General features: G+C 72.4%; 19 protein-coding genes. 7 read left to right on the plus strand and 12 right to left on the minus strand.

Annotated features, from left to right (window positions below; genetic code table 11):
* Positions 1-62: 62 nt before the first annotated feature.
* On the plus strand, positions 63-1274 hold the full coding sequence (locus ACZ32T_RS00950) for a pyridoxal phosphate-dependent aminotransferase (RefSeq protein ID WP_467267330.1): 1212 nt from the start codon (positions 63-65) through the stop codon (positions 1272-1274).
* On the plus strand, positions 1271-1900 hold the full coding sequence (locus tag ACZ32T_RS00955) for a cysteine peptidase family C39 domain-containing protein (protein ID WP_467364720.1): 630 nt from the start codon (positions 1271-1273) through the stop codon (positions 1898-1900). Before ACZ32T_RS00950 ends, ACZ32T_RS00955 begins: the two co-directional genes overlap by 4 nt.
* A gap of 79 nt (positions 1901-1979) precedes the next feature.
* Here ACZ32T_RS00955 and ACZ32T_RS00960 read toward each other — a convergent pair whose 3' ends face one another.
* The 4 genes from ACZ32T_RS00960 to ACZ32T_RS00975 form a co-directional block, all read right to left on the minus strand.
* Positions 1980-2501, minus strand: coding sequence for an HXXEE domain-containing protein (locus ACZ32T_RS00960; RefSeq protein ID WP_467364722.1), 522 nt, complete (start codon positions 2499-2501; stop codon positions 1980-1982).
* Positions 2502-2631: 130 nt separating this feature from the next.
* The gene (locus tag ACZ32T_RS00965) at positions 2632-3903 is read right to left on the minus strand and encodes an SWIM zinc finger family protein (protein ID WP_467267327.1); all 1272 of its coding nucleotides are present in this window, start codon (positions 3901-3903) and stop codon (positions 2632-2634) included.
* Positions 3900-6794 carry a DEAD/DEAH box helicase gene (locus ACZ32T_RS00970; RefSeq protein ID WP_467364724.1) on the minus strand — a complete coding sequence of 965 codons (2895 nt, stop codon included), beginning with the start codon at positions 6792-6794 and terminating at the stop codon, positions 3900-3902. Before ACZ32T_RS00970 ends, ACZ32T_RS00965 begins: the two co-directional genes overlap by 4 nt.
* Positions 6795-6910: 116 nt before the next feature.
* The gene (locus tag ACZ32T_RS00975; RefSeq protein ID WP_467364726.1) at positions 6911-7972 is read right to left on the minus strand and encodes a slipin family protein; all 1062 of its coding nucleotides are present in this window, start codon (positions 7970-7972) and stop codon (positions 6911-6913) included.
* A 218-nt stretch (positions 7973-8190) separates the two neighbouring features.
* Between ACZ32T_RS00975 and ACZ32T_RS00980 the strand changes: the two genes are divergently transcribed.
* Entirely contained in the window at positions 8191-8547 is a 357-nt protein-coding gene (locus ACZ32T_RS00980) for a hypothetical protein (RefSeq protein ID WP_467267321.1), read from the plus strand.
* 16 nt (positions 8548-8563) lie between these two features.
* On the opposite strand, the gene ACZ32T_RS00985 is transcribed toward ACZ32T_RS00980, so the two are convergent.
* Positions 8564-9268, minus strand: a complete 705-nt coding sequence (locus tag ACZ32T_RS00985) for a class I SAM-dependent methyltransferase (RefSeq protein ID WP_467364728.1) — start codon at positions 9266-9268, stop codon at positions 8564-8566.
* 107 nt (positions 9269-9375) lie between these two features.
* Between ACZ32T_RS00985 and ACZ32T_RS00990 the strand changes: the two genes are divergently transcribed.
* Positions 9376-9654, plus strand: a complete 279-nt coding sequence (locus ACZ32T_RS00990) for a DUF6343 family protein (protein ID WP_467267318.1) — start codon at positions 9376-9378, stop codon at positions 9652-9654.
* A 36-nt stretch (positions 9655-9690) separates the two neighbouring features.
* Here ACZ32T_RS00990 and ACZ32T_RS00995 read toward each other — a convergent pair whose 3' ends face one another.
* The 5 genes from ACZ32T_RS00995 to rpsA all read right to left on the minus strand — a co-directional run bounded on the left by ACZ32T_RS00995 (position 9691) and on the right by rpsA (position 15379).
* The gene (locus ACZ32T_RS00995) at positions 9691-10059 is read right to left on the minus strand and encodes a tetratricopeptide repeat protein (protein ID WP_356712202.1); all 369 of its coding nucleotides are present in this window, start codon (positions 10057-10059) and stop codon (positions 9691-9693) included.
* Between the two features lie 71 nt (positions 10060-10130).
* Positions 10131-10733 (minus strand): dephospho-CoA kinase, encoded by a 603-nt coding sequence (gene coaE, locus ACZ32T_RS01000; RefSeq protein ID WP_467267316.1) that lies wholly within the window; start codon positions 10731-10733, stop codon positions 10131-10133.
* A gap of 43 nt (positions 10734-10776) precedes the next feature.
* Entirely contained in the window at positions 10777-11715 is a 939-nt protein-coding gene (locus tag ACZ32T_RS01005; RefSeq protein WP_467267314.1) for a PAC2 family protein, read from the minus strand.
* Positions 11716-11796: 81 nt separating this feature from the next.
* On the minus strand, positions 11797-13320 hold the full coding sequence (locus tag ACZ32T_RS01010; RefSeq protein ID WP_467365650.1) for a flavin monoamine oxidase family protein: 1524 nt from the start codon (positions 13318-13320) through the stop codon (positions 11797-11799).
* 538 nt (positions 13321-13858) lie between these two features.
* Positions 13859-15379, minus strand: coding sequence for a 30S ribosomal protein S1 (gene rpsA, locus ACZ32T_RS01015; RefSeq protein ID WP_451131390.1), 1521 nt, complete (start codon positions 15377-15379; stop codon positions 13859-13861).
* Between the two features lie 399 nt (positions 15380-15778).
* On the opposite strand from rpsA, the gene ACZ32T_RS01020 reads away from it, so the two are divergent.
* Positions 15779-16603, plus strand: coding sequence for a class I SAM-dependent methyltransferase (locus ACZ32T_RS01020; protein WP_467267311.1), 825 nt, complete (start codon positions 15779-15781; stop codon positions 16601-16603).
* Positions 16604-16668: 65 nt separating this feature from the next.
* A complete protein-coding gene (gene hrpB / locus ACZ32T_RS01025; protein WP_467364730.1) occupies positions 16669-19170 on the plus strand; it encodes an ATP-dependent helicase HrpB in 2502 nt (833 codons plus the stop codon).
* 54 nt (positions 19171-19224) lie between these two features.
* Here hrpB and ACZ32T_RS01030 read toward each other — a convergent pair whose 3' ends face one another.
* Positions 19225-20910: a lytic transglycosylase domain-containing protein gene (locus ACZ32T_RS01030; RefSeq protein ID WP_467364732.1), complete on the minus strand. Its 1686-nt coding sequence runs from the start codon at positions 20908-20910 to the stop codon at positions 19225-19227.
* Between the two features lie 185 nt (positions 20911-21095).
* Between ACZ32T_RS01030 and ACZ32T_RS01035 the strand changes: the two genes are divergently transcribed.
* Positions 21096-21989 carry a DUF4184 family protein gene (locus tag ACZ32T_RS01035; protein ID WP_467364734.1) on the plus strand — a complete coding sequence of 298 codons (894 nt, stop codon included), beginning with the start codon at positions 21096-21098 and terminating at the stop codon, positions 21987-21989.
* A gap of 21 nt (positions 21990-22010) precedes the next feature.
* Here ACZ32T_RS01035 and polA read toward each other — a convergent pair whose 3' ends face one another.
* Positions 22011-24722, minus strand: a complete 2712-nt coding sequence (gene polA / locus ACZ32T_RS01040) for a DNA polymerase I (protein WP_467364736.1) — start codon at positions 24720-24722, stop codon at positions 22011-22013.
* Positions 24723-24762 lie beyond the last annotated feature (40 nt).

Raw genomic sequence — 24762 nt, forward strand, 5'->3', positions numbered from 1 at the left:
ACTTTCCAAGCCCGAGCTTGGTAAAACCAAGTAACGCATTTTCAGGGACGGGGAGGCACCGCATGGAGTTCCGGCAGTCCAGCAAGCTCAACGAGGTCTGCTACGAGATCCGGGGCCCGGTCATCGAGCAGGCCAACGCCCTGGAGGAGGCGGGCCACAGCGTGCTCCGCCTCAACACGGGCAATCCGGCGCTGTTCGGGTTCGAGGCCCCTGAGGAGATCGTCCAGGACATGATCCGGATGCTCCCCCAGGCGCACGGATACACCGACTCGCGCGGCATCCTGTCCGCGCGCCGGGCCGTCGCGCAGCGCTATCAGGCGATGGGACTGACCGATGTCGACGTGGACGACATCTTCCTCGGCAACGGGGTCTCCGAGCTGATCTCCATGGCCGTGCAGGGGCTCCTGGAGGACGGCGACGAGATCCTGATCCCGAGTCCCGACTACCCGCTGTGGACCGCCGTCACCACACTCGCGGGCGGCAGGGCCGTGCACTACACCTGCGACGAGGGCGCGGACTGGAACCCCGACCTCGCCGACATGGCCTCGAAGATCACCGACCGCACCCGGGCCATGGTCATCATCAACCCGAACAACCCGACGGGCGCCGTCTACTCCCGCGAAGTCCTCGACGGCATGCTGGACCTGGCGCGCCGGCACGGGCTGATGGTGTTCGCCGACGAGATCTACGACCAGATCCTGTACGACGGTGCCGAGCACCACAGCGTGGCGGTGCTCGCTCCCGACGTGCTCTGCCTCACCTTCAGCGGGCTCTCCAAGACGTACCGTGTCGCGGGGTTCCGCTCCGGCTGGATGGTGGTGTCGGGGCCGCAGCAGCACGCCCGCAGCTATCTGGAGGGCCTGACCATGCTCGCCTCCATGCGGCTCTGCCCCAACGCCCCCGCGCAGTACGCGATCCAGGCGGCGCTCGGCGGCCGGCAGTCGATCCGGGAACTCGTCGCCCCGGGCGGCAGGCTCCACGAGCAGCGTGACCGGGCCTGGGAGCGGCTCAACGAGATTCCCGGGGTGTCGTGCGTGAAGCCGAAGGGCGCGCTGTACGCCTTCCCGCGCATCGACCCGAAGGTCCACCACATCGTCGACGACGAACGGTTCGTCCTGGACCTGCTGCTGCGGGAGAAGATCCAGGTGGTGCAGGGCACGGGCTTCAACTGGCCGCGCCCTGACCACTTCCGCATCCTCACCCTCCCGCACGCCGACGACCTGGACGCCGCGATCAGCCGCATCGGCCGCTTCCTGAACGGATACCGCCAGTGACCTGTACGACCTGCCGTACGCCCGTGCACACGCAGTTCGCCTCACCCGGCCTGGTGGAGGCGATCGTGGAAGGCGGGCTGGATCCGGCCGGGGACCCCCGCTGGGCGGACTCGGGCGCCGCGTCGGCCGCCGAGTACGCGCGCTGGGCGGGCCATCTGTGCGGCATGGCCTGCCTGCGCATGGCGCTCGGCACCGGTGCGCCGCCCCTGTTCGCCCTGCGGGACGGGGCGTTGAAGTACGACGCGTACACGGAGGATGCCGACGGGGTGATCAAGGGACTGGTCTACGCCCCCTTCGCCCGGTACGTGTCCGAGGTTCACGGCCTCGACGCGGTCGTCCACCGGCACCTCTCCCCCGCCGGCGTGCTGGAGCTGCTGGACGAGGGCCGGAGGGTGATGGCCTCCGTGCACTTCGGGATCCGGCACCCGGAGCGGCCGGCTCCCGGGCGCGGCGGCCATCTGGTGCTGGTGACCTCCCGGACGGCGGACGGGGCCGGTGTCCATTTCCACAACCCGTCGGGGACCACGGCCGCGACCCGCGCGGCCGGCCTTCCCCTGCCGGTCTTCGAGCGCTTCTTCGCCGGCCGTGGGGTCTCCCTCCCCGGCCCCGCGGCACCAGGCGCGTAAACATTCACCAAGGTCAATGGCCCGGGGGCCTGCGAGACGTACCCTCGCCGGCTTCCGAAGGCCGGACTCCCCTTCCCGCTCAGCGCCTGCTCAGCACACGGGCGAGCCCCTGCACCCCACCGGCGACGACCGGGAACAGGGCAAGGCCCGTGGCGGCAGAACGTCCTCCCCCGACCGGCACACCGGCCGCCGCCAGCCGTCGCACGGCCCAGACCGAGTACGGGATGACGACCAGCGGGGCGGTGACGACACCCGGGGTGTAGCCGCGGTAGGCGGCGGACTGGGCGAGGTGGACCGCTCCGTGCAGCCCGAACCCGAACAGGACGGTCCCGAAGAAGGGGCTGCGGCCTCCCGTGCGCGCACCGGCTGCCGAAGCCGCCGCGACCACCCCGGCCATGAGGCCGATGGCGATGTTCACCTCGCGCTGCGAGAGGTCCATCCGCCGCCACACCGTCTCCGGCACCCGGGGGAAACGCTCAAGGAGACGGGGCCGGGCCGCCGCGGCCCACCGGGCCATGGTGGCGAGTTCCTCCGCGTCGTGGACCGCCCAAGCGGCCAACAGCCCCCAGGTCACTGCGCCCGATACCGGTTTACCGGCCATATCCGCCCCCTGTCGGTCGGTGACGTGCCGATGCGTCGGCGCGTCACCCACCGACCCTAGGCCGGGCCGGACCCGTTCTCCCGGTGTTCGCCACTGTTCCGCCGCCAGGTGCGGACGGGGCTGGTGGGCCTCAGCCCCGCAGGGCCGTGAGGGCGGCCACCGGGTCGGGGTCCGGTGTCGCGCGAGGCCACCAGTCGTCCTCGCCCGGCTCGGACTCGTAGCCGTACCACCGGCTGTCGTGGCCGAAGCGGAGCTGGAGGGTGCCGCCGGTGTTGGTCAGGTGGTTGCGCCAGGGCTGGAAGCGCGGGTGGTCCGCCGCGGCGAGGGCGGGCCGTGCACGGTCGAACGGGCCGGCCGGCGGGTCCCACGGGGTTTCCAGCACCTCCAGCCCTTCCGCGCCGCCCTGCCGCCACGCGGCGACGGCCCGGGCCAGGTCGGTCGTGCTGCGGCCGGTGGCGAAGGCCAGCTCACGGTAGAGGGCGCGGGTCGTGGCGGTGAGCCCGGCGGTGGGGCGGGAGGCGGCGATCCGGACGGCGTCCTGCCAGGTGCTGAGCCCGGCGAGCGGGTCCTGACCGGTGGTGAGCATCGCATGGGCGCGGGCCGCCGCGTCCGTGGCGAGGTGGTCGAGGCCGAGGGGGTCACGCGCGCCGGGCAGCTCCGGGTAGGACGGTGGCTCCCCCGGGTGGGGCGGCACGGGCAGGGGCGCGGGCAGCGGTGGCAGGAAGCGGTCGGCGAGGGCTTCATGGGCCGCGACCGAGGCTATGGCAGGGGTCTCGGGGCGTTCGCGCGCGGAGTGCTCGGCGTTGCGCCGGCCCAGCTCCTCCAGGAGCTCGCGCTCACCCCGGCCGCGCATCAGCAGAAGGACGAACGGGTCGCTGTCCAGCAGCCGTGCCGCCTGGAAGCAGAGCGCGGCCACGTGCTTGCAGGGCCAGCCGCGGTCGGGGCAGGAGCAGTCCGGGTCCAGATCGCCGGCGGTGGGCAGCAGCCGGATCCCGGTCTCGCCCGCCGTGTCGACCAGGGAGTGCGGCATCTCCTTGTCCAGGAGCGCGGACAGGTGCCCGGGCCTGGCCGCGACGGCGTCCAGGAAGGTGTCCCAGTCGGACGCCGAGAACGTACGCAGGCGCAGCTCCGCGCGGTAGGGGCGGGGGCGGCTGCCGTGGACGTACGCGATGACCCGGCCCGGGGTGACGGTGACCGCGGCGACATGACCTCCGTCGGCGTACGCACGGCCGCGGGCGAGGCGGCCCTCGTCCATCGACAGGGACTGCAGGGCGTCCACCCAGGCGCGGCCCCACCAGCTCTCCGCGAAGGGCCCTTCGGAGGAGCGGGCGGGTACCGCTTCGAAGGTGCGCCGCAGATCGTCGGGGCCCGGGCGGGCCGCGGGGCTCCCACCGGGGCTCATGACGTCCTCCGGAGCGAGACGAGGTCGGCCAGGTCACTGTCGCTGAGCTCGGTCAGGGCGGCCTCGCCGGAACCGAGCACCGCGTCGGCCAGGGCCCGCTTGGACAGGAGCAGCTCGCTGATCCGGTCCTCGACGGTGCCCTCGGCGATCAGCCGGTGCACCTGCACGGGCTGGGTCTGCCCGATGCGGTACGCGCGGTCGGTGGCCTGCTCCTCGACCGCCGGGTTCCACCACCGGTCGTAGTGGATGACGTGTGCGGCCCGGGTGAGGTTGAGTCCGGTGCCCGCCGCCTTGAGGGAGAGCAGGAAGACGGGGACCTCGCCGGACTGGAAGCCGTCCACCATCCGCTCCCGCTCGGGCACCGGCGTGCCGCCGTGCAGCAGCTGGGAGGGGATCGCGCGGGAGGCGAGGTGGGCGGCGAGGAGCCTGGCCATCGACACGTACTGGGTGAAGATCAGGACGGAGCCGTCCTCGGAGAGGATGGTGTCGAGGAGCTCGTCGAGCAGGGCGAGCTTGCCCGAGCGTCCTGTGAGCCGGGTCGGCTCCTCCTTCAGATACTGCGCGGGGTGGTTGCAGATCTGCTTGAGCGAGCCCAGGAGCTTCATGATCAGGCCCCGGCGGGCTATGCCCTCCGACTGCTCGATGAACGCCATCGTCTCGCGGACGGCCGCCTCGTAGAGCGTGGCCTGTTCCCGGGTGAGGAAGACCGGGTGGTCGGTCTCGGTCTTGGGCGGAAGCTCGGGCGCGATCCCCGGGTCGGACTTCTTGCGGCGCAGCAGGAAGGGCCTGACCAGCCGGGAGAGCCGCTCGACGGCCTCCTCGTTGCCCAGGCCGGCGGCGGTACCGGTGTTCTCGACGATCCTGGCGTGCCGGGAGCGGAATGCCTTGAGCGGGCCGAGCAGCCCCGGGGTGGTCCAGTCGAGCAGCGCCCACAGCTCGGAGAGGTTGTTCTCGACGGGGGTGCCGGTCAGGGCGACGCGGGCCGGGGCGGGGATGGTACGCAGTGCCCTGGCGGTCGAGGAGTGCGGATTCTTCACGTGCTGCGCCTCGTCGGCGACGACCAGCCCCCAGGTGTGCGCGGCGAGCTGCTCCGCGCTGGAACGCATCGTGCCGTAGGTCGTGAGGACGAAGCCGCCGTCGGAGCCGCCGAGGGTGCGGTCGGCGCCGTGGAAGCGGCGCACGGGGACGCCGGGTGCGAAGCGGTTGATCTCGCGGTGCCAGTTGCCGAGGAGGGAGGCGGGGCAGACCACCAGGGTGGGGGCGGCATGCGCGCGGTGCAGATGGAGCGCGATGACGGTGATCGTCTTGCCGAGGCCCATGTCGTCGGCGAGGCAGCCGCCCAGGCCGAGCGAGGTCATGCGGTCCAGCCAGGCCAGGCCGCGGAGTTGGTAGTCGCGGAGGGTCGCGTCGAGACCGGGCGGCGCCGGGAGGGTGGCGTCCTCGTCCAGGATGCGTGTGCGGAGCGCGGCGAGGGCACCGGCCGGCACGGCCTCGACCTGTTCGCCGTCGACCTCGGCGCTGCCCGTGAGGGCGACGGCGAGCGCATCCACCGGGTCCAGGAGCCCGAGCTCCCGCTTACGTGCCTTGCGGACGAGCGCCGGATCCACGACGACCCACTGGTCGCGCAGCCGCACCACCGGCCGGTGCGCCTCGGCCAGGGTGTCCATCTCGGCCTCGGTGAGCCGGTCGTCGCCCAGGGAGAGCTGCCAGTTGAAGGCGAAGAGCTGCTCGGCGTCGAAGAAGGAGGTGCCGTCGGTGGCGGACCCCGGCGCAGGGCGCACGACGGCCGCCGCCGTGAGCGAGCGGGCGAGCTCCCGGGGCCAGTGGAGCGCCACCCCTGCCGCCGCGAGCCGTGCCCCTGCCGCCCCGATCAGCTCGTAGAGCTCGTCCTCGGTGACGGCGAGGACATCGGGGACGGGCTGGTCCAGCAGCCTCTCCAGCGGTGGCCAGACGCGGGCGGCGCGGCGCAGCGCGAGCACGGCGTCGATCCGGGCGCGCGGTCCGAAGGGCTCGCCCGCCCCGCCGCTCCACAGCGTGGCCGCGTCGGTGACGTACGTCGGGTCGGCCAGGCTGTGCACCTGGGTGATGGCGGCGGCGGCATGGCGCGTGGCGGCCGGGGTGCGGGGCGTCCCCTCGTCCCCGGTGTCCTCCCCGGAGGAGTCGAAGAGGTCGTACGAGGAGAGGTCGAGGCGGAGCGAGACGCGCACCCCCGCGTCGAGGCCGGCGGCCACCTCGACGGCCCAGGCGCGGGCGTCCGGCAGGTGCTGTCCTCCGGGGGCGGCGAACGGCGCTCCCATGGCGTGGGCGGCGGCGGGCGTCCGGGGCAGGGTGTCGGCGACGGCGTCGAGGAAGGCGCCGAGCAGCGCACGGGGTTCGGGAACGCGCAGGGGCGCGGCGTCCAGCGGGACGGCGTGCCCTTCGGGCGGCATCGAGGCGGCGACGGCCCTGAGATGGGCGATGTCCTCCGCGTCACGCGGGCCCGCCCGCCAGGCGTCGTGGTCGTCGGCGGTCAGTCCGGGCAGGAGCCGGCCGCGCGCCACGAGGGTGAGGGCGTGCAGGGCCGCCGCTCCCCACGCGCGGGTGGCGGGGTGGGCCGCGGCGCGGTGCCTGGCGCGCGCGAGCAGGGGCACCGCGTCCCCGACGGGCAGCGCGACAGCGGGCACCGTGCGGGTCCGGGCTCCGTCCGTGCCGTGCCGGACGACGACCGTGAGCTCGGTGACGGTGCACGCGGGCCCTGCGGCGGGCGGCACCGCGCCGGGCCCCGGGAGGCCGACGGCTCCGTCCGGGTCCCAGAAGGCGATCCGGCCCTCCCGGGGCAGCGCTGCCGGCAGGAAGACCGCCGCGCACCGCAGCAGCCGGTCGGCCGTGACGTCCTGCGCCTGCCGCGTCATGCCCACCGCCCCCTCCTGACCGGGTCCGCTTCTCCTGTCCTGGCGAGTCTAGGCGGGAGGTCCGACAGCGCCCGCCCCGGCCGTGTCTCCACAGGTGGGGCGGGCGGACAGCCCGGTCAGTGACGGGTGAAGGGCCTGGTACGGGAGCGGCCGGACGCCTCCTCCGGATCGAGCTCCGGCAGACCCTCGGGGCCGGACTCCGGCGCCCTGTCCGGCTCCGGGACGGCGGCTGTGAGAGGGGCGTCCGGAAGCGGCCGGCCCGTGAAGGTCTGCTCCGTGACCGAAAGATCCATGACGGGCACCTCCTCGGCGGAGGAGTCCGACGGCTGCTCCGGGGCCGGCTGCGCGGCGGCGGAGGGATCCGGCTGCTCCGGGGCCGGCTGCGCCGCGGCCACGGGCGGCGGCTGCTGCTCCTGGCCGTGCTGGGCGCGTTCCAGGAAGCGGAGGAGCTCCACCGGGAAGGGCAGGACCAGCGTGGAGTTCTTCTCGGCCGCGACCGCGACCACCGTCTGCAGCAGCCGCAGTTGCAGAGCCGCCGGCTGGGTCGACATCTGCTGCGCCGCCTGGGCGAGCTTCTTCGACGCCTGCAGTTCCGCGTCGGCGTTGATGACCCTCGCGCGCCGCTCACGGTCGGCCTCGGCCTGCCGGGCCATGGACCGCTTCATCGTCTCCGGCAGCGACACGTCCTTGATCTCGACCCGGTCGATCTGCACGCCCCAGCCCACCGCGGGGCTGTCGATCATCAGTTCAAGACCCTGGTTCAGCTTCTCGCGGTCGGACAGCAGATCGTCCAGGTCGCTCTTGCCGATGATCGACCGGAGTGAGGTCTGCGCCATCTGGGAGACCGCGAACCGGTAGTCCTCCACCTGGATCACGGCGCTCGCCGGGTCCACCACCTTGAAGTAGATGACGGCGTCCACCCGCACCGTGACGTTGTCGCGCGTGATCCCGTCCTGTGCGGGCACGGGCATCGTCACGATCTGCATGTTCACCTTACGGAGCCGGTCGATGCCCGGGACGATCATGGTGAATCCCGGCGGCCGCACCGCGTCGTGGAGCCGGCCGAGCCGGAGCACGACACCCCGTTCGTACTGCTTGACCACCCGGGCCGCGGCCAACCCGTAGAGCAGGCCGCCCGCGAGCACGACCGCCAGCACCGTCAACAGAACCTGGACCATCACGGCCCCCTGACTCCCGGATGCGTCACCGCATCCACTCATCACGCCCTATTAACACGATATGCCCGGTACGCACACTCGCGAACCCCCGTCCGGGTGCCCGTGGCCCCGGCCGGCCGCGCACCGGATGCCGGCGCCCCGGGGACCGGGCAGGGTGGCAGCGCCAGCACGTCTCTGTGACGTACCGATGAGCCGGACGAGCAGACGAGGACCCGCCCATGTCCGTCACCGCGCCCCCCACCGTTCTCCGCCGACGCACCGGCATCGCCGCCGGTGCGGCCCTGCTCGCCCTGGCCGCCACCGGCTGTTCCGGCCTCGGGCGCACGGCGGTGGGGCCGGTGTCCTACACCACCGGGAAGAACGAGGTCGTCACCGTGCACAGCCCGTCGGTGAAGGGCTGCCATGCCATGGACCCGGCCGGTTCGGGCAAGGTCGACAACCGGACCCTGATCGACATGGTCCTCTACACCACCCGTGACTGCTCCGGCCATGGAACCGCGTACGTGGCAACCACGTTCTCCGACACCAACGCCGCGCACGCCCAGCCCTGGCGCAGCTACCGGTTCGTCCACTGACCGGCGCGGACCGCCCTCAGGGCTGCCGCGGGCGCGCCAGCGCCCAGATGCCGTCCGGTGTGAGGTAGCGGCCGACGTCCAGCCCGGCCTCCTCCAGATACGCCTCGAACCGCTCCACGGACAACTCCCGCGACCGGAAGGTCTGGGTCCACCGGGCGTCCTCGAAGACGTACTCCACGCGCACCTCGTCCACCCCGTCGCCGACGGGGTCCGACGAGAGGATCCGGATGGTGCAGCCCGCGGCCCGGTCCTCCCTCTCCCGGGGCACGTCGGAGTGGTAGCCGGGGCCCTCCCGCTGGACCAGCACGACGCCGTCGCCCTTCACATACCTGCGGCAGGTCCCGAGGAGCCCATCCCTGACCCGGTGATCGCTCGTGTGCACCAGGAACGATCCGAGCACGACGGCGTCGAACCGCTCCTCGCCGAGGTCCAGCGTCTCGATGGGGCTCCGGACCGTGCGCGCGCCGTGGACGCGCTCCAGCATCTGCGCCGACTCGTCCACCGCCGTCACGTCGAAGCCCAGGGCGACCAGGGGGTGCGTCACCCGGCCCGCCCCGCATCCCAGTTCGAGAACGCTCGCACCCGGGCGCAGCACCGAGGCGATCACCTCGGGTTCAGTGCCGACGGACATGCGGGCGTACAGCTCGACCGCACAGCCGTCCGGTGTGATCGCTCCGGGCCCCGTCCCTGTGTGTCCCTCGCGTACCAGTTGTCCGCTCATAACCGCCGGAACGTACGGCCGTGGGATGGCGTTCCCCGGCACATCCCGCACCCGTCGGGCTTCCGTCCGCCGGGCTGCGGGTTCATCCTGGAGAGGAGGCGATGCACATGCGTACCGGAAGCGAACCGTCCACCGCACGGAGCCCCCTGCGGATGCGGCTCTGGCTGAGTCTCTGGGGCATGATCTGGGCCGTGCTGGGCCTGGTGGCCTTCGTGGCGACCGGACGTGCCGGCTGGGCGACGGCCTGCGGGGTGCTGCTGGCGGTCGCGGTCACGGACTTCTGCGTCGTCGTGCGCCACATGCGGCAGGGCCCGCACTATCAGCCGGGCAGGGACGTCCCTCCGTACGAAGCCGGCCGGGGCGGGCAGGGCCGCAACGGGCGTTGACGCCGGCCGGAGCGCGCCGGAACCCGTCGGCCGCCGTCAGGAAGGCTCGTCGAAGCGGGCCGCCCGCAGGTACTCCGGGTTCGGGTCGAGCGCGGCGGCCAGCCGGAAATGACGGGTGGCCTGCTCGGGCCGGCCGGCGCGCTGGAAGGTACGCGCCAGGGCGAAGTGCGCGAAGGCGTTGTCCGGCTCACGCTCCAGCACCAGCTCGAACTCCAGCTCGGCCGGACGCAGTTGGGCAGCCGCGAAGAACGCCCGGGCACGCAGCAGCCGGGCAGCCGTGTTCTCCGGGTGGGCCGCTATCACCGAGTCGAGCAGCTTGACCGCGCCCCGCGGGTCACGCGCCGCGAGCAGTTGCTCCGCCGCGCGGAAGTCGATCACATGCGTTTCCGGGTTGCTGTCGGGCACGGCCGTATCCTTCCCCTTACCTGGCGCTCTTCAACATCCGGCCGGTTGCGTGTATTCCGCCGTACGCCGGGTCAGCCCTTGGCGGCCCGCGCGGTGAGCTCCGACCAGACCCCGCGGACCTGGGGTTCCAGCTCCTCCAGGGGCCCGTCGTTGTCGACGACGATGTCGGCGACGGCCAGCCGCTCCTCGCGCGTGGCCTGCGCCGCCATACGGGCCCGGGCGTCGGACTCCGTCATGCCGCGCAGCCGCACGAGCCGGTCGAGCTGCGTGCCGGGCGCGGCGTCGACGACCACGACGAGGTCGTAGAGCGGGGCGAGGCCGTTCTCCGTGAGCAGCGGGACGTCGTGGACGACGACCGCGCCCGGTCCGGCGGCCCGCTCCAGCTCGGCGGAGCGGGCCCCGACCAGCGGGTGGACGATGGCGTTGAGTGTGGCCAGGCGTGCGGGGTCGGCGAAGACGATCGAGCCGAGCGCCGGCCGGTTCAGGGATCCGTCGGAGGTGAGGATTCCGGGACCGAATGCCTCGACGACGGCCGTGAGCCCGGGGGTGCCGGGCTCGACGACCTCGCGGGCGATACGGTCGGCGTCGATCAGCACGGCTCCGTAGCGTGCGAGCAGCCGTGACACTTCGCTCTTGCCGGCGCCGATACCGCCGGTCAGGCCCACTTTCAGCATGTACCGACCCTAGCCTCCGGCCGGAGAGCGGCCGGAGGCCCTGTCAGGAATCACCCTCACGTTCCGCGAGGAAGCGTTCGAATTCGCGGCCGATCTCGTCCGCCGACGGAAGGTCGGCCGGCTCCGCGACGAGGTTGCCCCGGGTCTCGGAACCCGCGATCGCGTCGTACTGGTGCTCCAGCCCTTCGACGAGCGTGACGAGCTCCTCGTCGCCCTGGCCCACCTGCCGGTCGATCTCCGTCTGGGTGCGGTGCGCCTCCGTGCGCAGCGTGTGCGCGACGCTCGGCAGGACCAGCCCGGTCGCCGCGGTGACGGCCTCCAGGGCGGTGAGCGCGGCGTCCGGATAGGCGGACCTGGCGACGTAGTGCGGCACGTGGGCCGCTACGCCGAGGACGTCGTGCCCGGCCTCCATCAGCCGGTACTCGACGAGCGCCTCTACGGAGCCGGGGATCTGCGCCTCGTCGAAGGGGCTGCGGTGTCCGGGCATCAGGTCGGTGCGGTTGCCGTGCGGGGTGAGGCCGACGGGGCGGGTGTGCGGCACGCCCATGGGGATGCCGTGGAAGCTGACGGCGAGGCGCACCCCGAGCCGCTCCACGATCTGTTCCACGGCGGCGGCGAACCTCTCCCACTCGACGTCGGGCTCCGGCCCGGAGAGCAGCAGGAACGGGGCACCCGTGGCGTCCTGGACGACCTTGACTTCCAGGGTGGGCGCCTCGAACGCCGTGTACCGGTCACGCCTGAAGGACAGCAGCGGACGGCGGGCCCGGTAGTCGACGAGCCGGTCGTGGTCGAAGCGGGCCACCGTCTGGTGGGGCAGCGTCTCGAGCAGGCCGTCGACGATCTGCTCGCCGGTCTCGCCCGCGTCGATGTAGCCGTCGAAGTGGTAGAGCATGACCAGACCGGCCGACTCCTGGGCGAGCGCCATGTCGACGACAGCCAGGCCCTTCGGCTCCCATTCGTACAAACTCTGCGGATCAGGCACGGTTACCGCTCCTCCTCGTGTTCCTCGACAAGAACACCCCGCCCGGCCACGGCATTCCCGCCGGCGCCCCTGTGCCCGCGGTTACGCGAGGACCCGGCGGTGCAGGGCCGTGACCGCCTTCCGTGCGGAGGTGAACGCGCCGTGCTGCCAGGCGTCGGTGTGGCTGAGGTGGTCACCGGCGAAGTACACATGCCCGGCGGGGTTGTTGAGCGGCGCGAAGGCGGGGGCGTCGGGCCCGCCGGACAGCGAGTGCCAGGAGGCCTCGAGGTACGGGGTCTGGCGCCAGTGGTGGGAGAACGACGTGGCGAGTTCCGTACGGTACTTCTCGCCGTGGATCTTCACGCCCTGGGCGACCGCCCGCGCCTCTCGCTCACGCGGCGCGAGGGCGGCGTAGGCGTCGGAGTTCGAACCGGTGTTGTAGTAGCCGATGATGGTGCCGCGTTCGCCGAGGTGCCCGTGGGACGGGTACCAGATGTGGGAGAGGTCCATGTCCGTCTCGGTGATCCCGCCGAAGATCCGGTGGTCGCTCTCCCACCAGCGGCTCCTGTACTCGAGTCCGATCTTGCCGGCCGAGGACGGCTTGCAGGCCTCCAGGGCGCTCTGGACGGCCGGGCCGAGGTTGTGGGGCGTCCTGGCCAGGATGTTGGGCGGGAGTGCGGCGATGCAGTAGTCGGCCTCGATGCGGCGGGTGCGGCCGGCCTGGGTGTAGGTGACGGAGACGCCGTGCGCCGTGTCCGTGATGCCGGTGACAGCCGCACCGGTCCGCACACGCCGCTCGCCCAGCGCCCGGGTGAGCGCCGCCGGTATCCGGTCCATGCCGCCCACCGGCTGGAACATCAGCATCGCCTGGTCGTACTCGAATTCGAAGGAGAAGTAGCGCCCTACGCCACTGGCGAAGACCTCGGAGGCGGTGGGAACGGGGCCGAGTTCCTCACCCGGCGTGCCGGCTGCGGCCGGGTCCACGCGGTAGCCGCGCCGGGAGCTGCCGGTGTAGTCGAGCGTGTCGCCGATGTCGCCGAAGTCCTTGAGGAACTCCAGGAGCCGCTCCTGGTCGTCGGCGGTGATCTGCCGGTCGAGGGCGCCCTTGTCTCCGGCCTTGGCGAGGAGTTCGGCGACGTAGCCGTACATGTCGGCCTTGGCGGTGCGGTAGCGCACGGGTGCCTTCATGCCGGCCTTCTCGTTGAAGAGGTAGGCGTTGGCGTTCTCGTTGGTGAACACCTCTACGGGGACGCCGAGTTCCCGGCAGTAGTCCAGGGTGACCATCCACTGCGGGATCCGGCCGGGCCCGGCGTTCATGTACTGGCCGTCGCTGAAGCGGGCGGTCTGCCGGTTGCCGTTCGTGTCGGTGGTCGTATCACCGCCGCGGACCGTGAAGTTGCGCCCGCCGGTGCGGCCGCGGGCCTCCAGGACCGTACAGTCGTAGCCGGCTTTGCCCAGCTCGTACGCGGCGGCGAGGCCGGCGATGCCTCCGCCGACGACCACGACCTTGGCGGCAGCCTTGCCCTTCAGCGAGAAGTCGCCCGGGCTGGGCGCCCGGAAGGCGGGTTCGCGGGCCGCCGCGGCTGCGGTGGGCGCTAGTCCGAGAGCGCCCATCGTGGCGAACATGGCACCGGCGCCGCCGGTGAGGCCCACGTTACGCAGAAAGCTGCGGCGGCTGGCGCCTGCAGCCACGGGAGAGTCCTGCGAGACGCGTGAGCTGATCGAGGTGTCTGTCATCCCTGGCTCCCCTGGTGATCCGGACGTTGCGCGGATCCTGGCAAGCGCTTGTTACGGGCCGTCAGCCACTCGTGTATCCCACACGTTTCTTCCGTCCGCCGGCAACCGGGGTCGCATTGGTCCAGACCTTGAAATGCCCACGCCCCACCCTTACCGTCACGGGCACATTCAGGCACTCGCCCGACATTCACGCACGAGAACAGCCGCTCACCGGCGCGGGCAGCTCGCCGTCCACGTCACCGACACGAGCTGCCGCACCACCGTGCACGCCTTGACGGCAAGCGGCTGACGAACATCACCGTCACCCCCTGAGGCCGCGCCCGCACACGCCGCGAGGCCCGCGTCCGGACATGGGTGAGGCCCGCCCCCCGGAGGGGACGGGCCTCACCTACAGCTCTACAGCCGATGAGCGGCTGGGGTCAGAGCGTCAGCTCTGGCCGCCGGCCAGCTTCTCGCGCAGGGCAGCCAGGGCCTCGTCCGACGCCAGGGCGCCGGAGTTGTCCGCGGACTCCGAGGAGTACGAACCGCCGCCGCCGCCACCGCTGCCACCGGAGGCAGCCGGGGCAGCGCCGGCCGGGGCGGCAGCGCCCTCGGCAGCGGCAGCCTCGTCGGCCTCGCGGGACTTGATGACCTGGGCCTGGTGCTGCTCGAAGCGCTGCTGCGCCTCGGCGTACTGCGTCTCCCAGACCTCGCGCTGCGCCTCGAAGCCCTCGAGCCAGTCGTTGGTCTCGGGGTCGAAGCCCTCGGGGTAGATGTAGTTGCCCTGGTCGTCGTACGACGCGGCCATGCCGTACAGCGTCGGGTCGAACTCGACCGAGGCCGGGTCTCCGCCGAACGCCTCGTTGGCCTGCTTCAGCGAGAGGCTGATGCGACGACGCTCGAGGTCGATGTCGATGACCTTGACGAAGATCTCGTCGTTGACCTGGACGACCTGCTCCGGGATCTCCACGTGGCGCTCGGCCAGCTCGGAGATGTGCACCAGGCCCTCGATGCCCTCGTCGACGCGCACGAACGCACCGAACGGAACGAGCTTGGTGACCTTACCGGGGACGACCTGCCCGATCTGGTGCGTACGGGCGAACTGCTGCCACGGGTCTTCCTGCGTCGCCTTGAGCGACAGCGACACGCGCTCGCGGTCCATGTCGACGTCGAGGACCTCGACGGTGACTTCCTGGCCGACCTCGACAACCTCGGAGGGGTGGTCGATGTGCTTCCAGGACAGCTCGGAGACGTGCACGAGACCGTCGACGCCACCCAGGTCCACGAAGGCACCGAAGTTGACGATCGAGGAGACGACGCCGGAGCGGACCTGACCCTTCTGCAGGGTCGTGAGGAACGTCTGGCGGACCTCGGACTGCGTCTGCTCGAGCCAGGCACGGCGGGACAGGACCACGTTGTTGCGGTTCTTGTCCAGCTCGATGATCTTGGCCTCGAGCTCCTTGCCCACGTAGGGCTGGAGGTCGCGGACACGACGCATCTCGACGAGCGACGCCGGGAGGAAGCCACGGAGGCCGATGTCGAGGATGAGACCACCCTTGACGACCTCGATGACGGTACCGGTGACGATGCCGTCTTCTTCCTTGATCTTCTCGATGGTGCCCCAGGCACGCTCGTACTGAGCGCGCTTCTTCGAGAGGATCAGGCGGCCTTCCTTGTCCTCCTTCTGGAGAACCAGGGCCTCGATCTCGTCGCCGACCTTGACGACCTCGTTCGGGTCGACGTCGTGCTTGATCGAGAGCTCGCGGCTCGGGATGACGCCTTCGGTCTTGTAACCGATGTCGAGGAGAACCTCGTCCCGGTCAACCTTGACGATGACACCGTCAACGATGTCGCCGTCGTTGAAGTACTTGATCGTCTCGTCGATCGCCGCGAGGAACGCGTCCGCGTCGCCGATGTCGTTGACCGCAACCTGCGGAGTGGTGGCGGTGGTCTCGGTGCTGCTCGTCATGTGGGAAAGGGCTCCGGTACGGACAGTGAGTCGTAGGTACTGCTACGCCGAGAGCCCGTATCGCCTCTGCAGAAGACCGGACAGCCTGGAAAGCACCGATCCGTTAACCGGAAGGCGCCTCGACAACCGAGGGGACATGCAACAGACGCGAGCGCGGCCTGCTAGGTCTGAAGCGCGCAGGCTCGCAGCGCAACTTGTAGCATACGGGGGCAGCCGGACAGGGTCAATGCGCGAAGGCGCACACCCGGGGCACAACACCCCAATCCCGGCGCAACTCACGTTCACCGAGGCCACATCGGTCGCAGCGGCGTGTCGTGCGCACACGGGCGCACTCACCCCCTGCGGCCCGTGGAGGCACCCGCGCGAGGCGGGTGAAGGCAAACTACAACGACGGGCACGATGAGCCAAGAGATCTACGAGTCCGAACCCGAGGCGACCCGGCGGGAAGCCGGCGAGGCGGAGAGCAGCCGGGCGAGCCGCGGCTGGTGGGACCGGAACGCCGACGAGTACCAGAGCGACCACGGAGCGTTCCTCGGGGACGACCGCTTCGTCTGGGGCCCGGAGGGGCTGGACGAGGCGGCGGCCGCCCTGCTGGGCCCGGCGGCGGACCTGAAGGGCCGCGACGTCCTGGAGATCGGGGCGGGCGCCGCCCAGTGCTCGCGCTGGCTCGCCGCGCGTGGCGCCCGACCGGTGGCCCTGGACCTCTCCCACCGCCAGCTCCAGCACGCCCTGCGGATCGGTGACGGCGTCCCCCTCGTGGAGGCCGACGCCGGGCGGCTCCCCTTCCGGGACGGCTCCTTCGACCTGGCCTGTTCCGCCTACGGCGCGGTGCCCTTCGTCGCCGACCCCGTACAGGTGTTCCGCGAGGTGCACCGGGTGCTGCGGCCCGGGGGCCGCTGGGTCTTCTCGGTGACGCACCCGATCCGCTGGGCGTTCCCGGACGAGCCGGGCCCCGAGGGCCTCTCCGTCTCCGCCTCCTACTTCGACCGCGTGCCGTACGTGGAGCAGGACGGGAGCGGCGACGCGGTGTACGTCGAGCACCACAGGACACTGGGCGACCGGGTGCGGGACGTGGTGGCGGGCGGCTTCCGGCTGATCGATCTCGTGGAACCGGAGTGGCCGGCCTGGAACGACCAGGAGTGGGGCGGCTGGTCCCCGCTGCGCGGCAACCTGATCCCCGGCACCGCGATCTTCGTCTGCGAGCGGGACGACCGGGCCTCGTGAGTTACCGCCCGGCCTCGTGAGGGACCACCGGTCCGCCTGAACGGCGGGCGTACGAGACTGGGGGCGTGATCCGTACCGACGCCCTGGACCAGTTGCCCGTACGCACCGCTGTGCCCGCCCTGGAGCGCGCGCTGGACGAGCGGGGTGCCGCGGTGCTGTGCGCGCCGCCCGGGACCGGCAAGACGACCCTCGTGCCCCTGGTCCTCGCCGGGCTGACCGGCGGCGGTCCGGCGCGCCGGGTCCTCGTCGCCGAACCACGCCGGATCGCCGCCCGGGCCGCGGCACGGCGGATGGCGTGGCTGCTCGGGGAGCGGCCCGGGGAACGCGTCGGCTTCACGGTGCGCGGGGAACGCGTGGTGGGGCGCGGCACGGTGGTGGAGGTCGTCACCACCGGGGTGCTGCTCCAGCGGCTGCAGCGCGACCAGGAGCTGGCCGGCGTCGACGTGGTGATCATCGACGAGTGTCACGAGCGTCATCTGGACGCGGACACGGCCGCTGCGTTCCTCCTCGACGTACGGGGCACGATCAGGCCCGACCTGCGTCTGGTGGCGGCGTCGGCGACGACGGACGCCGCGGGGTGGGCGCGGCTGCTGGGCGACGCGCCGGTGGTCGAGGCCCAGGGGGTGTCCCATCCGGTCGAGGTGGTGTGGGCGCCGCCCGCCGGTCCGGTACGCCCGCCGCACGGCATGAGGGTGGATCCGGCGCTGCTGACCCATGTGGCCGCGGTGGTGCGCCGGGCACTCGCCGAGCGCGACGGTGACGTCCTCTGCTTCCTGCCCGGTGTCGGCGAGATCGGCCGGGTGGCCGGACAGCTCGCGGGCGTGGACGCCGAGGTGCTCCAGGTGCACGGGCGCGCCCCGGCGGCCGTACAGGACGCGGTGCTGGCGGGGCCGTCGGGCGGCCGCCGGGTGGTGCTGGCGACGTCCGTGGCGGAGTCGTCGCTGACGGTGCCCGGGGTGCGGGTCGTCGTGGACTCCGGCCTCGCCAGGGAGCCGCGTACCGACCACGCGCGGGGGCTGGGCGCCCTGACGACCGTGCGGGCGTCGCGGGCGGCGGGACGCCAGCGCGCGGGCCGGGCGGGGCGCGAGGCTCCGGGCGCGGTGTACCGCTGCTGGGATGAGGCCGAGGACGGGCGCCTGGCCGCGTTCCCCTCCCCCGAGATCAAGGTGGCCGACCTCGCGGCGTTCGCGCTGCAGGCGGCCTGCTGGGGCGATCCGGACGCCTCGGGGCTCGCGCTGCTGGATCCGCCGCCCGCCGGCGCCATGGGGGCGGCCCGGGAGGTGCTGGGCGCGGTCGGCGCGGTGGACACCGCGGGTCGCGCGACGGACCGGGGTGTGCGCATGTCCCGGCTCGGTCTGCACCCCCGGCTGGCCCGTGCCCTGCTGGACGGCGCGGACGAGGTCGGCGGGCGCCGCGCCGCGGAGGTGGTGGCTCTGATCGGCGAGGAGCCGCCGCGGGAGTACGGCGACGACCTGGCGCACGCGCTGCGCACGGCACGGCGCGGCGGGGACGGCTACGCGGCGCGCTGGCGGCAGGAGGTGCGGCGGCTCTCGCAGGCCCTCGGTTCCCCGGCGGACGCCGGTACCGGCCCGGACGACGCGGCCGTGGGGCTGGTGGCGGCGCTGGCGTTCCCGGAGCGGGTGGCGCGGGCCCGGGGCGAGGGGACGTTCCTGATGGTGTCGGGCACGGGCGCGGAGCTCCGGGACGGCTCACGGCTGCGCAGCGCGCCGTGGCTGGCGGTGGCGGTCGCGGACCGGCCCGCCCACGCCGCGTCCGCCCGGGTGCGGCTGGCGGCCGTCGTCGACGAGGGCACCGCACGGCTGGCCGCGGGACATCTGCGGTTCTCCGGGGAGGAGGTCCGGTGGGCGGACGGCGACGTGGTGGCACGTTCCGTGGAACGCCTGGGAGCCGTCGAGCTGTCCGTACGCGCGCTGCGCAACCCTGCCCCGGGGCTGGTGCGCGCGGCGCTGCTGGATGGACTGCGCCGGGAGGGGCCGGGGCTGCTGCGGTGGACGCGGGACAGCGAGCAGCTGCGGCTGCGGCTCGCGTTCCTGCACCGGGTGCTGGGGGCACCGTGGCCCGACGTGTCGGACCGCGCGCTGCTGGACCGCGCCGACGAGTGGCTGGAGCCCGAGCTCTCCCGTGCCTCCCGCCGCGCGGATCTGGGCCGGATCGACGCCGGGCAGGCGCTCCGGCGACTGCTGCCGTGGTCGACGGGCGAGGCCGGCCGGCTCGACGAGCTCGCCCCGGAACGGATCGAGGTGCCGAGCGGGTCCCGGATCAGGGTGGAGTACGGCGGGGAGCAGCCCGTGCTCGCGGTGAAGCTCCAGGAGCTCTTCGGGATGGGCGAGACGCCCCGGGTGGCGGGGGTGCCCGTCCTGGTCCATCTGCTGTCGCCGGCCGGGCGGCCGGCGGCGGTCACGGCGGACCTGGCGTCGTTCTGGCGGGAGGGCTACAAGGGCGTACGGGCGGAGCTGCGCGGCCGCTACCCGAAGCACCCCTGGCCGGAGGACCCGGCCTCGATGGAGGCCACGCGCTTCACGTCGGCGCGGCTGCGCCGCGACTAGGACCCGGGTCCAGAGGCTTCCGGCCGGAGCCGGAAGCCTCTGGTGCCGTGCGGGTCAGACCGCGGGGGCCTCGACCTCCAGCTCGACGGTCAGCGTGGCGCCGCTCGCGGTGGTGAGCCGCAGCCTGTAGGTGCCCGCCGTGTCGTCGGCGTAGATCTTCGGGAGTTCGAGGATCCCGTCGGCGCCGGTCTTCAGGGACAGGACGCGGAGGGGGGTGCCGAGCGCGTCCTTGAAGTACGGACCCTTGTCGTTCGCGGTGGGCGTCTCCGCGTCCGTGATCATCGTGGCGGTGACGGTGGTGTCCGCGACCCCCGTGCCCTTGTACGCCGCCTTGACCTCCAGCCGGTCGGCGAACTCGGCGCCGGGGGCGGCCGTCAGGGCCTTTTCGTCGGTACGGACGAGGGTGTCCGCGACCCGGGCCGTGACGGTCCCGAGATAGCTGACGGTGCGCGGCGCGCTGGTGCCGGCGACGGCGGTCACCCTGAAGGGGCCCGTCTTCTCGCCGGCCGTCAGGACGGGAGCGGTGACTGTGCCGTCGGCCCCGGTGGTCAGGGTCACGGTGCGCTTCCCCTCGGCGAAGCGGGTGTCCGTGTCACCGACGACCGTGAACGTGACCGGCGTCTTGGCGAGCGGCGCGCCCAGCTTGTTCCTCGCACGGACCTTGACGCGCTCGGAGAACGCGTCGCCCGCCGTGGCGGTGAGGGTACCGGTGCCCGCGTTCTCGAGGCTGCCGAAGGTCGCGCCGGGTGCCGGGGCCGGGGGTGTGGTCGGCGGAGGCGTGGTCGGCGGCGTCGTCGGCCCGGTGGGCGGAGGCGTCGTGGCCGGCGGGGTCGTGGCGGGCGGGGTCGTGGCGGGCGGCGTGGTCGCCGGCGACGAGGTGGCCGGCGGGGTGGGCGTGGGTGAAGGGGAGGGCGTGCCGGTGTCCGTGTCCTTGGGGAGGACGCCCGTGCCGTCCGGGACCTCGTGGGTCCCGCGGTTGTAGTAGTCGAACCAGGAGCGCACGGTGCGCAGGTACTCGGTGGAGTGGTTGTAGCTCAGCACCGCCCGGTCGAGGTCCGTGGCGAGCGACAGGTCGCGGGTGCCGGCGCAGAGGTAGCGGCCGGCGGCCAGCGCCGCGTCGTAGATGTTGTTGGGGTCCTTGCGTCCGTCACCGTTCGCGTCCTGGCCCCAGGTCGCCCACGTCGACGGGATGAACTGCATCGGGCCGACCGCGCGGTCGTGGGTCGAGTCCCCGTCGTACGCCCCGCCGTCGGTGTCCTTGATGAGCGCGAAGCCCTGGCCGTTGAGCGCCGGGCCGAGGATCGGGGAGAAGGTGGTGCCGTTCGCGTCGACCTTGCCGCCGCGGGCCTGGCCGGACTCGACCTTGCCGATCGCGGCGAGGAGCTGCCACGGCAGGCGGCACGCGGCATCGGTGCTCGCGAGGTTCTGCTCGGCCTTCTTGTACGCGGACAGGACGGTGGCCGGAATGCCCGCTTCGGCGCTGCCGGTCACCGGCAGGTTCACGGACGAACCGGGCTTGTCGGGCGTCTCGAGCGGCGGGAGGTCCGTGTAGTAGGGCGAGTTGCCCGTGGCCGCGCTGTCGCCGGGCGGTGTCGCACCGGCCGCGGTCCGGTCGTCCGCGGCACTGCCGGGGTGTGGTGCGGCGGGAGCCTGGGAGGCGGAGAGGGCTGCTACGGCGGCGGCGGCCACCGCGGTGGTCGTGGCCCCCCTGCGCAGCCTGCGGCCGAATTGCGCTGCCATACGTGTCGGTTCCTCCCCGTCGACGACTGTCCGCGCTCCCCGCGCGAGAACTCAGGCGACCCTACGACAACTCCGGCCGCCCGAACACTGGTCCCCGCCCGGTTCTCACCGGTTTCTCAGCTTCACTGCCGTCAAGTCGTCCGGGTGCAGCCGCGGGTGACAGGGGCTCACGCATACTTGCCGCCATGCCGTTCACGCTCAGCCACGCCGCAGCCGTGCTCCCGGGAATCCGCAGGTCCGGCACGGGCCGTGGGCCCCTCGTCGCTTCGGCGCTCGTCGCCGGGTCGTTCGCTCCCGACCTCACCTACTACGCGGACACGGTGGTGCCGGGGGCGATGGAGTTCGGCGAGGTGACACACACCGTGTGGGGAGTGTTCACCGTGGATGTCCTCGCCACCGGCGCCCTGGTGGCACTCTGGCTGCTGTTGCGCGAACCGCTCGTCGCGCTGCTGCCCGTGGCGGCTCGGGGGCGGGTGCACGCCTTCGTGCGGGGGCGTCGCCGTGAGCCGGGCCGCCCCATCCTTCACGAGGCGGTGTGGTTCGTCCTGTCCGCCGTCATCGGCTCGGGGACCCACGTGGTGTGGGACGCCTTCACGCACCACGACCGGTGGGGCACGGAGCTGATCCCCGTCCTCGGCCGGAGCGTCGGCGGCCATCCGGTGTTCCAGATCGTCCAGTACGGCAGCTCGGCCGTGGCCCTGGTGGTCCTGGCGTGGTTCATCCACACGGGGCTGCGGGGCACCGGCCCGGTCCCGGTCCCGGCGTCCGTGCCGGTGCTGAGCCGGGCCGAACGCCGGTGGGCCGGTGCGTTCCTGGTGCTGTGCGTCCTGCTCGGCGCCGCCCACCGGTGTGCCCGCTGGTACGCGCATTTCGGGCGCGTCGACACACCCCTGGACATCGTTCCGACCGCGTGCTTCGGCGCCGGGGCGGGCCTGGCGGCCGGCCTGGTGCTGTACGGGGCGTGGGCGCGGCTGCTGCGGAAACCGTCCGGGCCCCGTGCGGCGGACGGACCCCGCCCGGCGGACGGGCCCCTTGCGGATACCGCGCGGGGCCGCCCGTCCGGCCAGGACGCCGGCTGAGCGCGGCTCCCGGAAGGGAACTCAGTGCGCGGCCGTCTCCCAGTCCTTGCCGACACCGACCGAGACGTCCAGCGGCGCACGGAGCTCGACCGCCGTGGACATCTCCCGGCGGAGGATCTCCTCGACCTGCTCCCGCTCGCCCTTCGCGATCTCCAAGACGATTTCGTCGTGGACCTGGAGCAGCATCCGTGACGTCAGCTCCGCCTCCCTCAGCGCCCGGTCCACGTGCAGCATCGCGACCTTCACGATGTCGGCGGCCGTCCCCTGGATCGGGGCGTTGAGCGCCATCCGCTCGGCGGCCTCGCGCCGCTGGCGGTTGTCGCTGTTCAGGTCCGGGAGGTATCGGCGGCGGCCGAGGATCGTCTCCGTGTACCCGGTGGACCTGGCTTCCTCCACGACCCGGTGCAGATAGTCACGCACCCCGCCGAACCGCAGGAAGTAGGTGTCCATCAGCCCGCGTGCCTCGCCGGCCTCGATGTTCAGCTGCTGGGAGAGACCGAACGCGGAGAGCCCGTACGCCAGCCCGTACGACATGGCCTTGATCTTGCGGCGCATCTCCGCGTCGACGGCCGACTTCTCGACGCCGAACACCTGCGAGGCGACCGTCGTGTGCAGGTCCTCCCCGGAGGTGAACGCCTCGATCAGCCCGGCGTCCTCCGAGAGGTGGGCCATCACCCGCAGCTCGATCTGGCTGTAGTCGGCCGTCATCAGCGTCTCGAAGCCCTCGCCGACCACGAAGCCGCGGCGGATCGCCCGCCCCTCGTCCGTGCGCACGGGGATGTTCTGCAGGTTCGGGTCGGTGGACGAGAGCCGGCCCGTCGCCGCGACCGTCTGGTTGAACGTGGTGTGGATCCGGCCGTCCCCGCCGATCGTCTTGATCAGGCCCTCGACCGTGACCCGCAGCTTCGCCTGCTCCCGGTGGCGCAGCATGATGACCGGCAGCTCGTGCTCGGTCTGCGCGGCCAGCCAGGCCAGCGCGTCCGCGTCGGTCGTGTAACCGGTCTTCGTCTTCTTCGTCCTGGGCAGGGCCAGCTCACCGAAGAGCACTCCCTGGAGCTGCTTGGGCGAGCCGAGGTTGAACTCACGGCCCACCGCGGCGTGCGCCTCCTTCACCGCCTGCTGCACCGCACCGGCGAACTGCTGCTCCATGCCCTCCAGGTGTGACCGGTCGGCGGCGATGCCGTGCCGCTCCAGACGGGCCAGCATGATGGAGGTCGGCAGCTCCATGTCGTGCAGCAGCCCGGTCGCGCCGACCTCCTTCAGACGCGTCGTGAACGCGTCCCCGAGGTCCAGCACCGCGCGGGCCTGCGCCATCAGGGCGTCGGCCTCCGCACGGTCGTCCGCGCCGAAGGCCAGCTGCCCGTCGGACGCGGGGGCCGGGGCCAGCTCACGGCCGAGGTACTCCACGGCCAGGGCGTCCAGGGCGAAGGAGCGGCGGCCCGGCTTGACGAGATAGGCGGCGAGCGCGGTGTCCATGGTGATGCCCTCCAACCGCCAGCCCTGCTCGGGGAAGACCCGCAGGGCGTTCTTGGCGTTGTGCAGGACCTTGGGCCGCGCCGGGTCCGCGAGCCAGGCGGCGAGTGCCTGCTCGTCGGCCTCGTCGAGCTCGGCCGGGTCCAGCCAGGCGGCGGCACCGTCCGCGGCGGCGAGCGCGATCTCCGTGACCGCGCCCGTCCCCAGCGACCAGGTGTCGACGGTCATCACACCGAGCGGCTGCCCCCCGTGGGCGTCCAGCCACGGAGCGACCTCCCCCGCCCCCAGCACCGCGCCGTCCAGCTCGATACCGGCCAGGGGCTCCGGCGGACCGGCCTCCTCCGCACCCGGATCGACGGCCAGCAGCCGCTCGCGCAGGCTCGGGTTACGGATCTCCAGGATGTCCAGCACACCCGTGACCGCCGTGCGGTCGTACGGAGCGCGCTCGAGCTCGGCCGGGGCCTTCGGCAGCTCCACGTCACGGACCATCTCGGTCAGCACACGGTTCATCTTCACCGCGTCCAGATGGTCCCGGAAGTTCTGGCCCGCCTTGCCCTTGACCTCGTCGGCCCGCTCGACCAGCTCCGCGAACGAACCGAACTGGTTGATCCACTTCGCCGCCGTCTTCTCACCCACCCCCGGGATGCCCGGAAGATTGTCCGAGGGGTCGCCCCGCAGAGCCGCGAAATCCGGATACTGCGAAGGCGTGAGGCCGTACTTCTCCTCGACCTTCTCCGGGGTGAAGCGCGTCAGCTCCGAGACACCCTTCGTCGGGTAGAGCACCGTCACATTGTCCGTGATCAGCTGGAACGAGTCCCGGTCGCCCGTGACGATCAGCACCTCGAAGCCCGCCGCCTCGGCCTGCGTGGCCAGCGTCGCGATGACGTCGTCGGCCTCGAAACCATCCACTGCGAACCGGTCCGCGCGCATCGCGTCCAGAAGCTCACCGATCAGCTCGACCTGCCCCTTGAACTCGTCGGGGGTCTTCGAACGATTCGCCTTGTACTCGGGGAACTCCTGCGCGCGCCACGTCTTGCGGGACACGTCGAACGCCACCGCGAAATGCGTGGGCGCCTCATCACGCAACGTGTTCGCCAGCATCGACATGAAGCCGTACACGGCATTCGTCGGCTGTCCCGTCGCCGTCGTGAAATTCTCCGCGGGCAGGGCGAAGAACGCCCTGTACGCCAGGGAGTGCCCGTCCATCAGGAGCAGGCGCGGTCGGTTGTCTGCCGTCTTCTTCGATGCCGTCTCAGCCACGCCCCCGATCCTGCCACGGACCACCGACAATCCGGACCGG

The organism is Streptomyces sp. NPDC023573 (genome assembly GCF_055559735.1).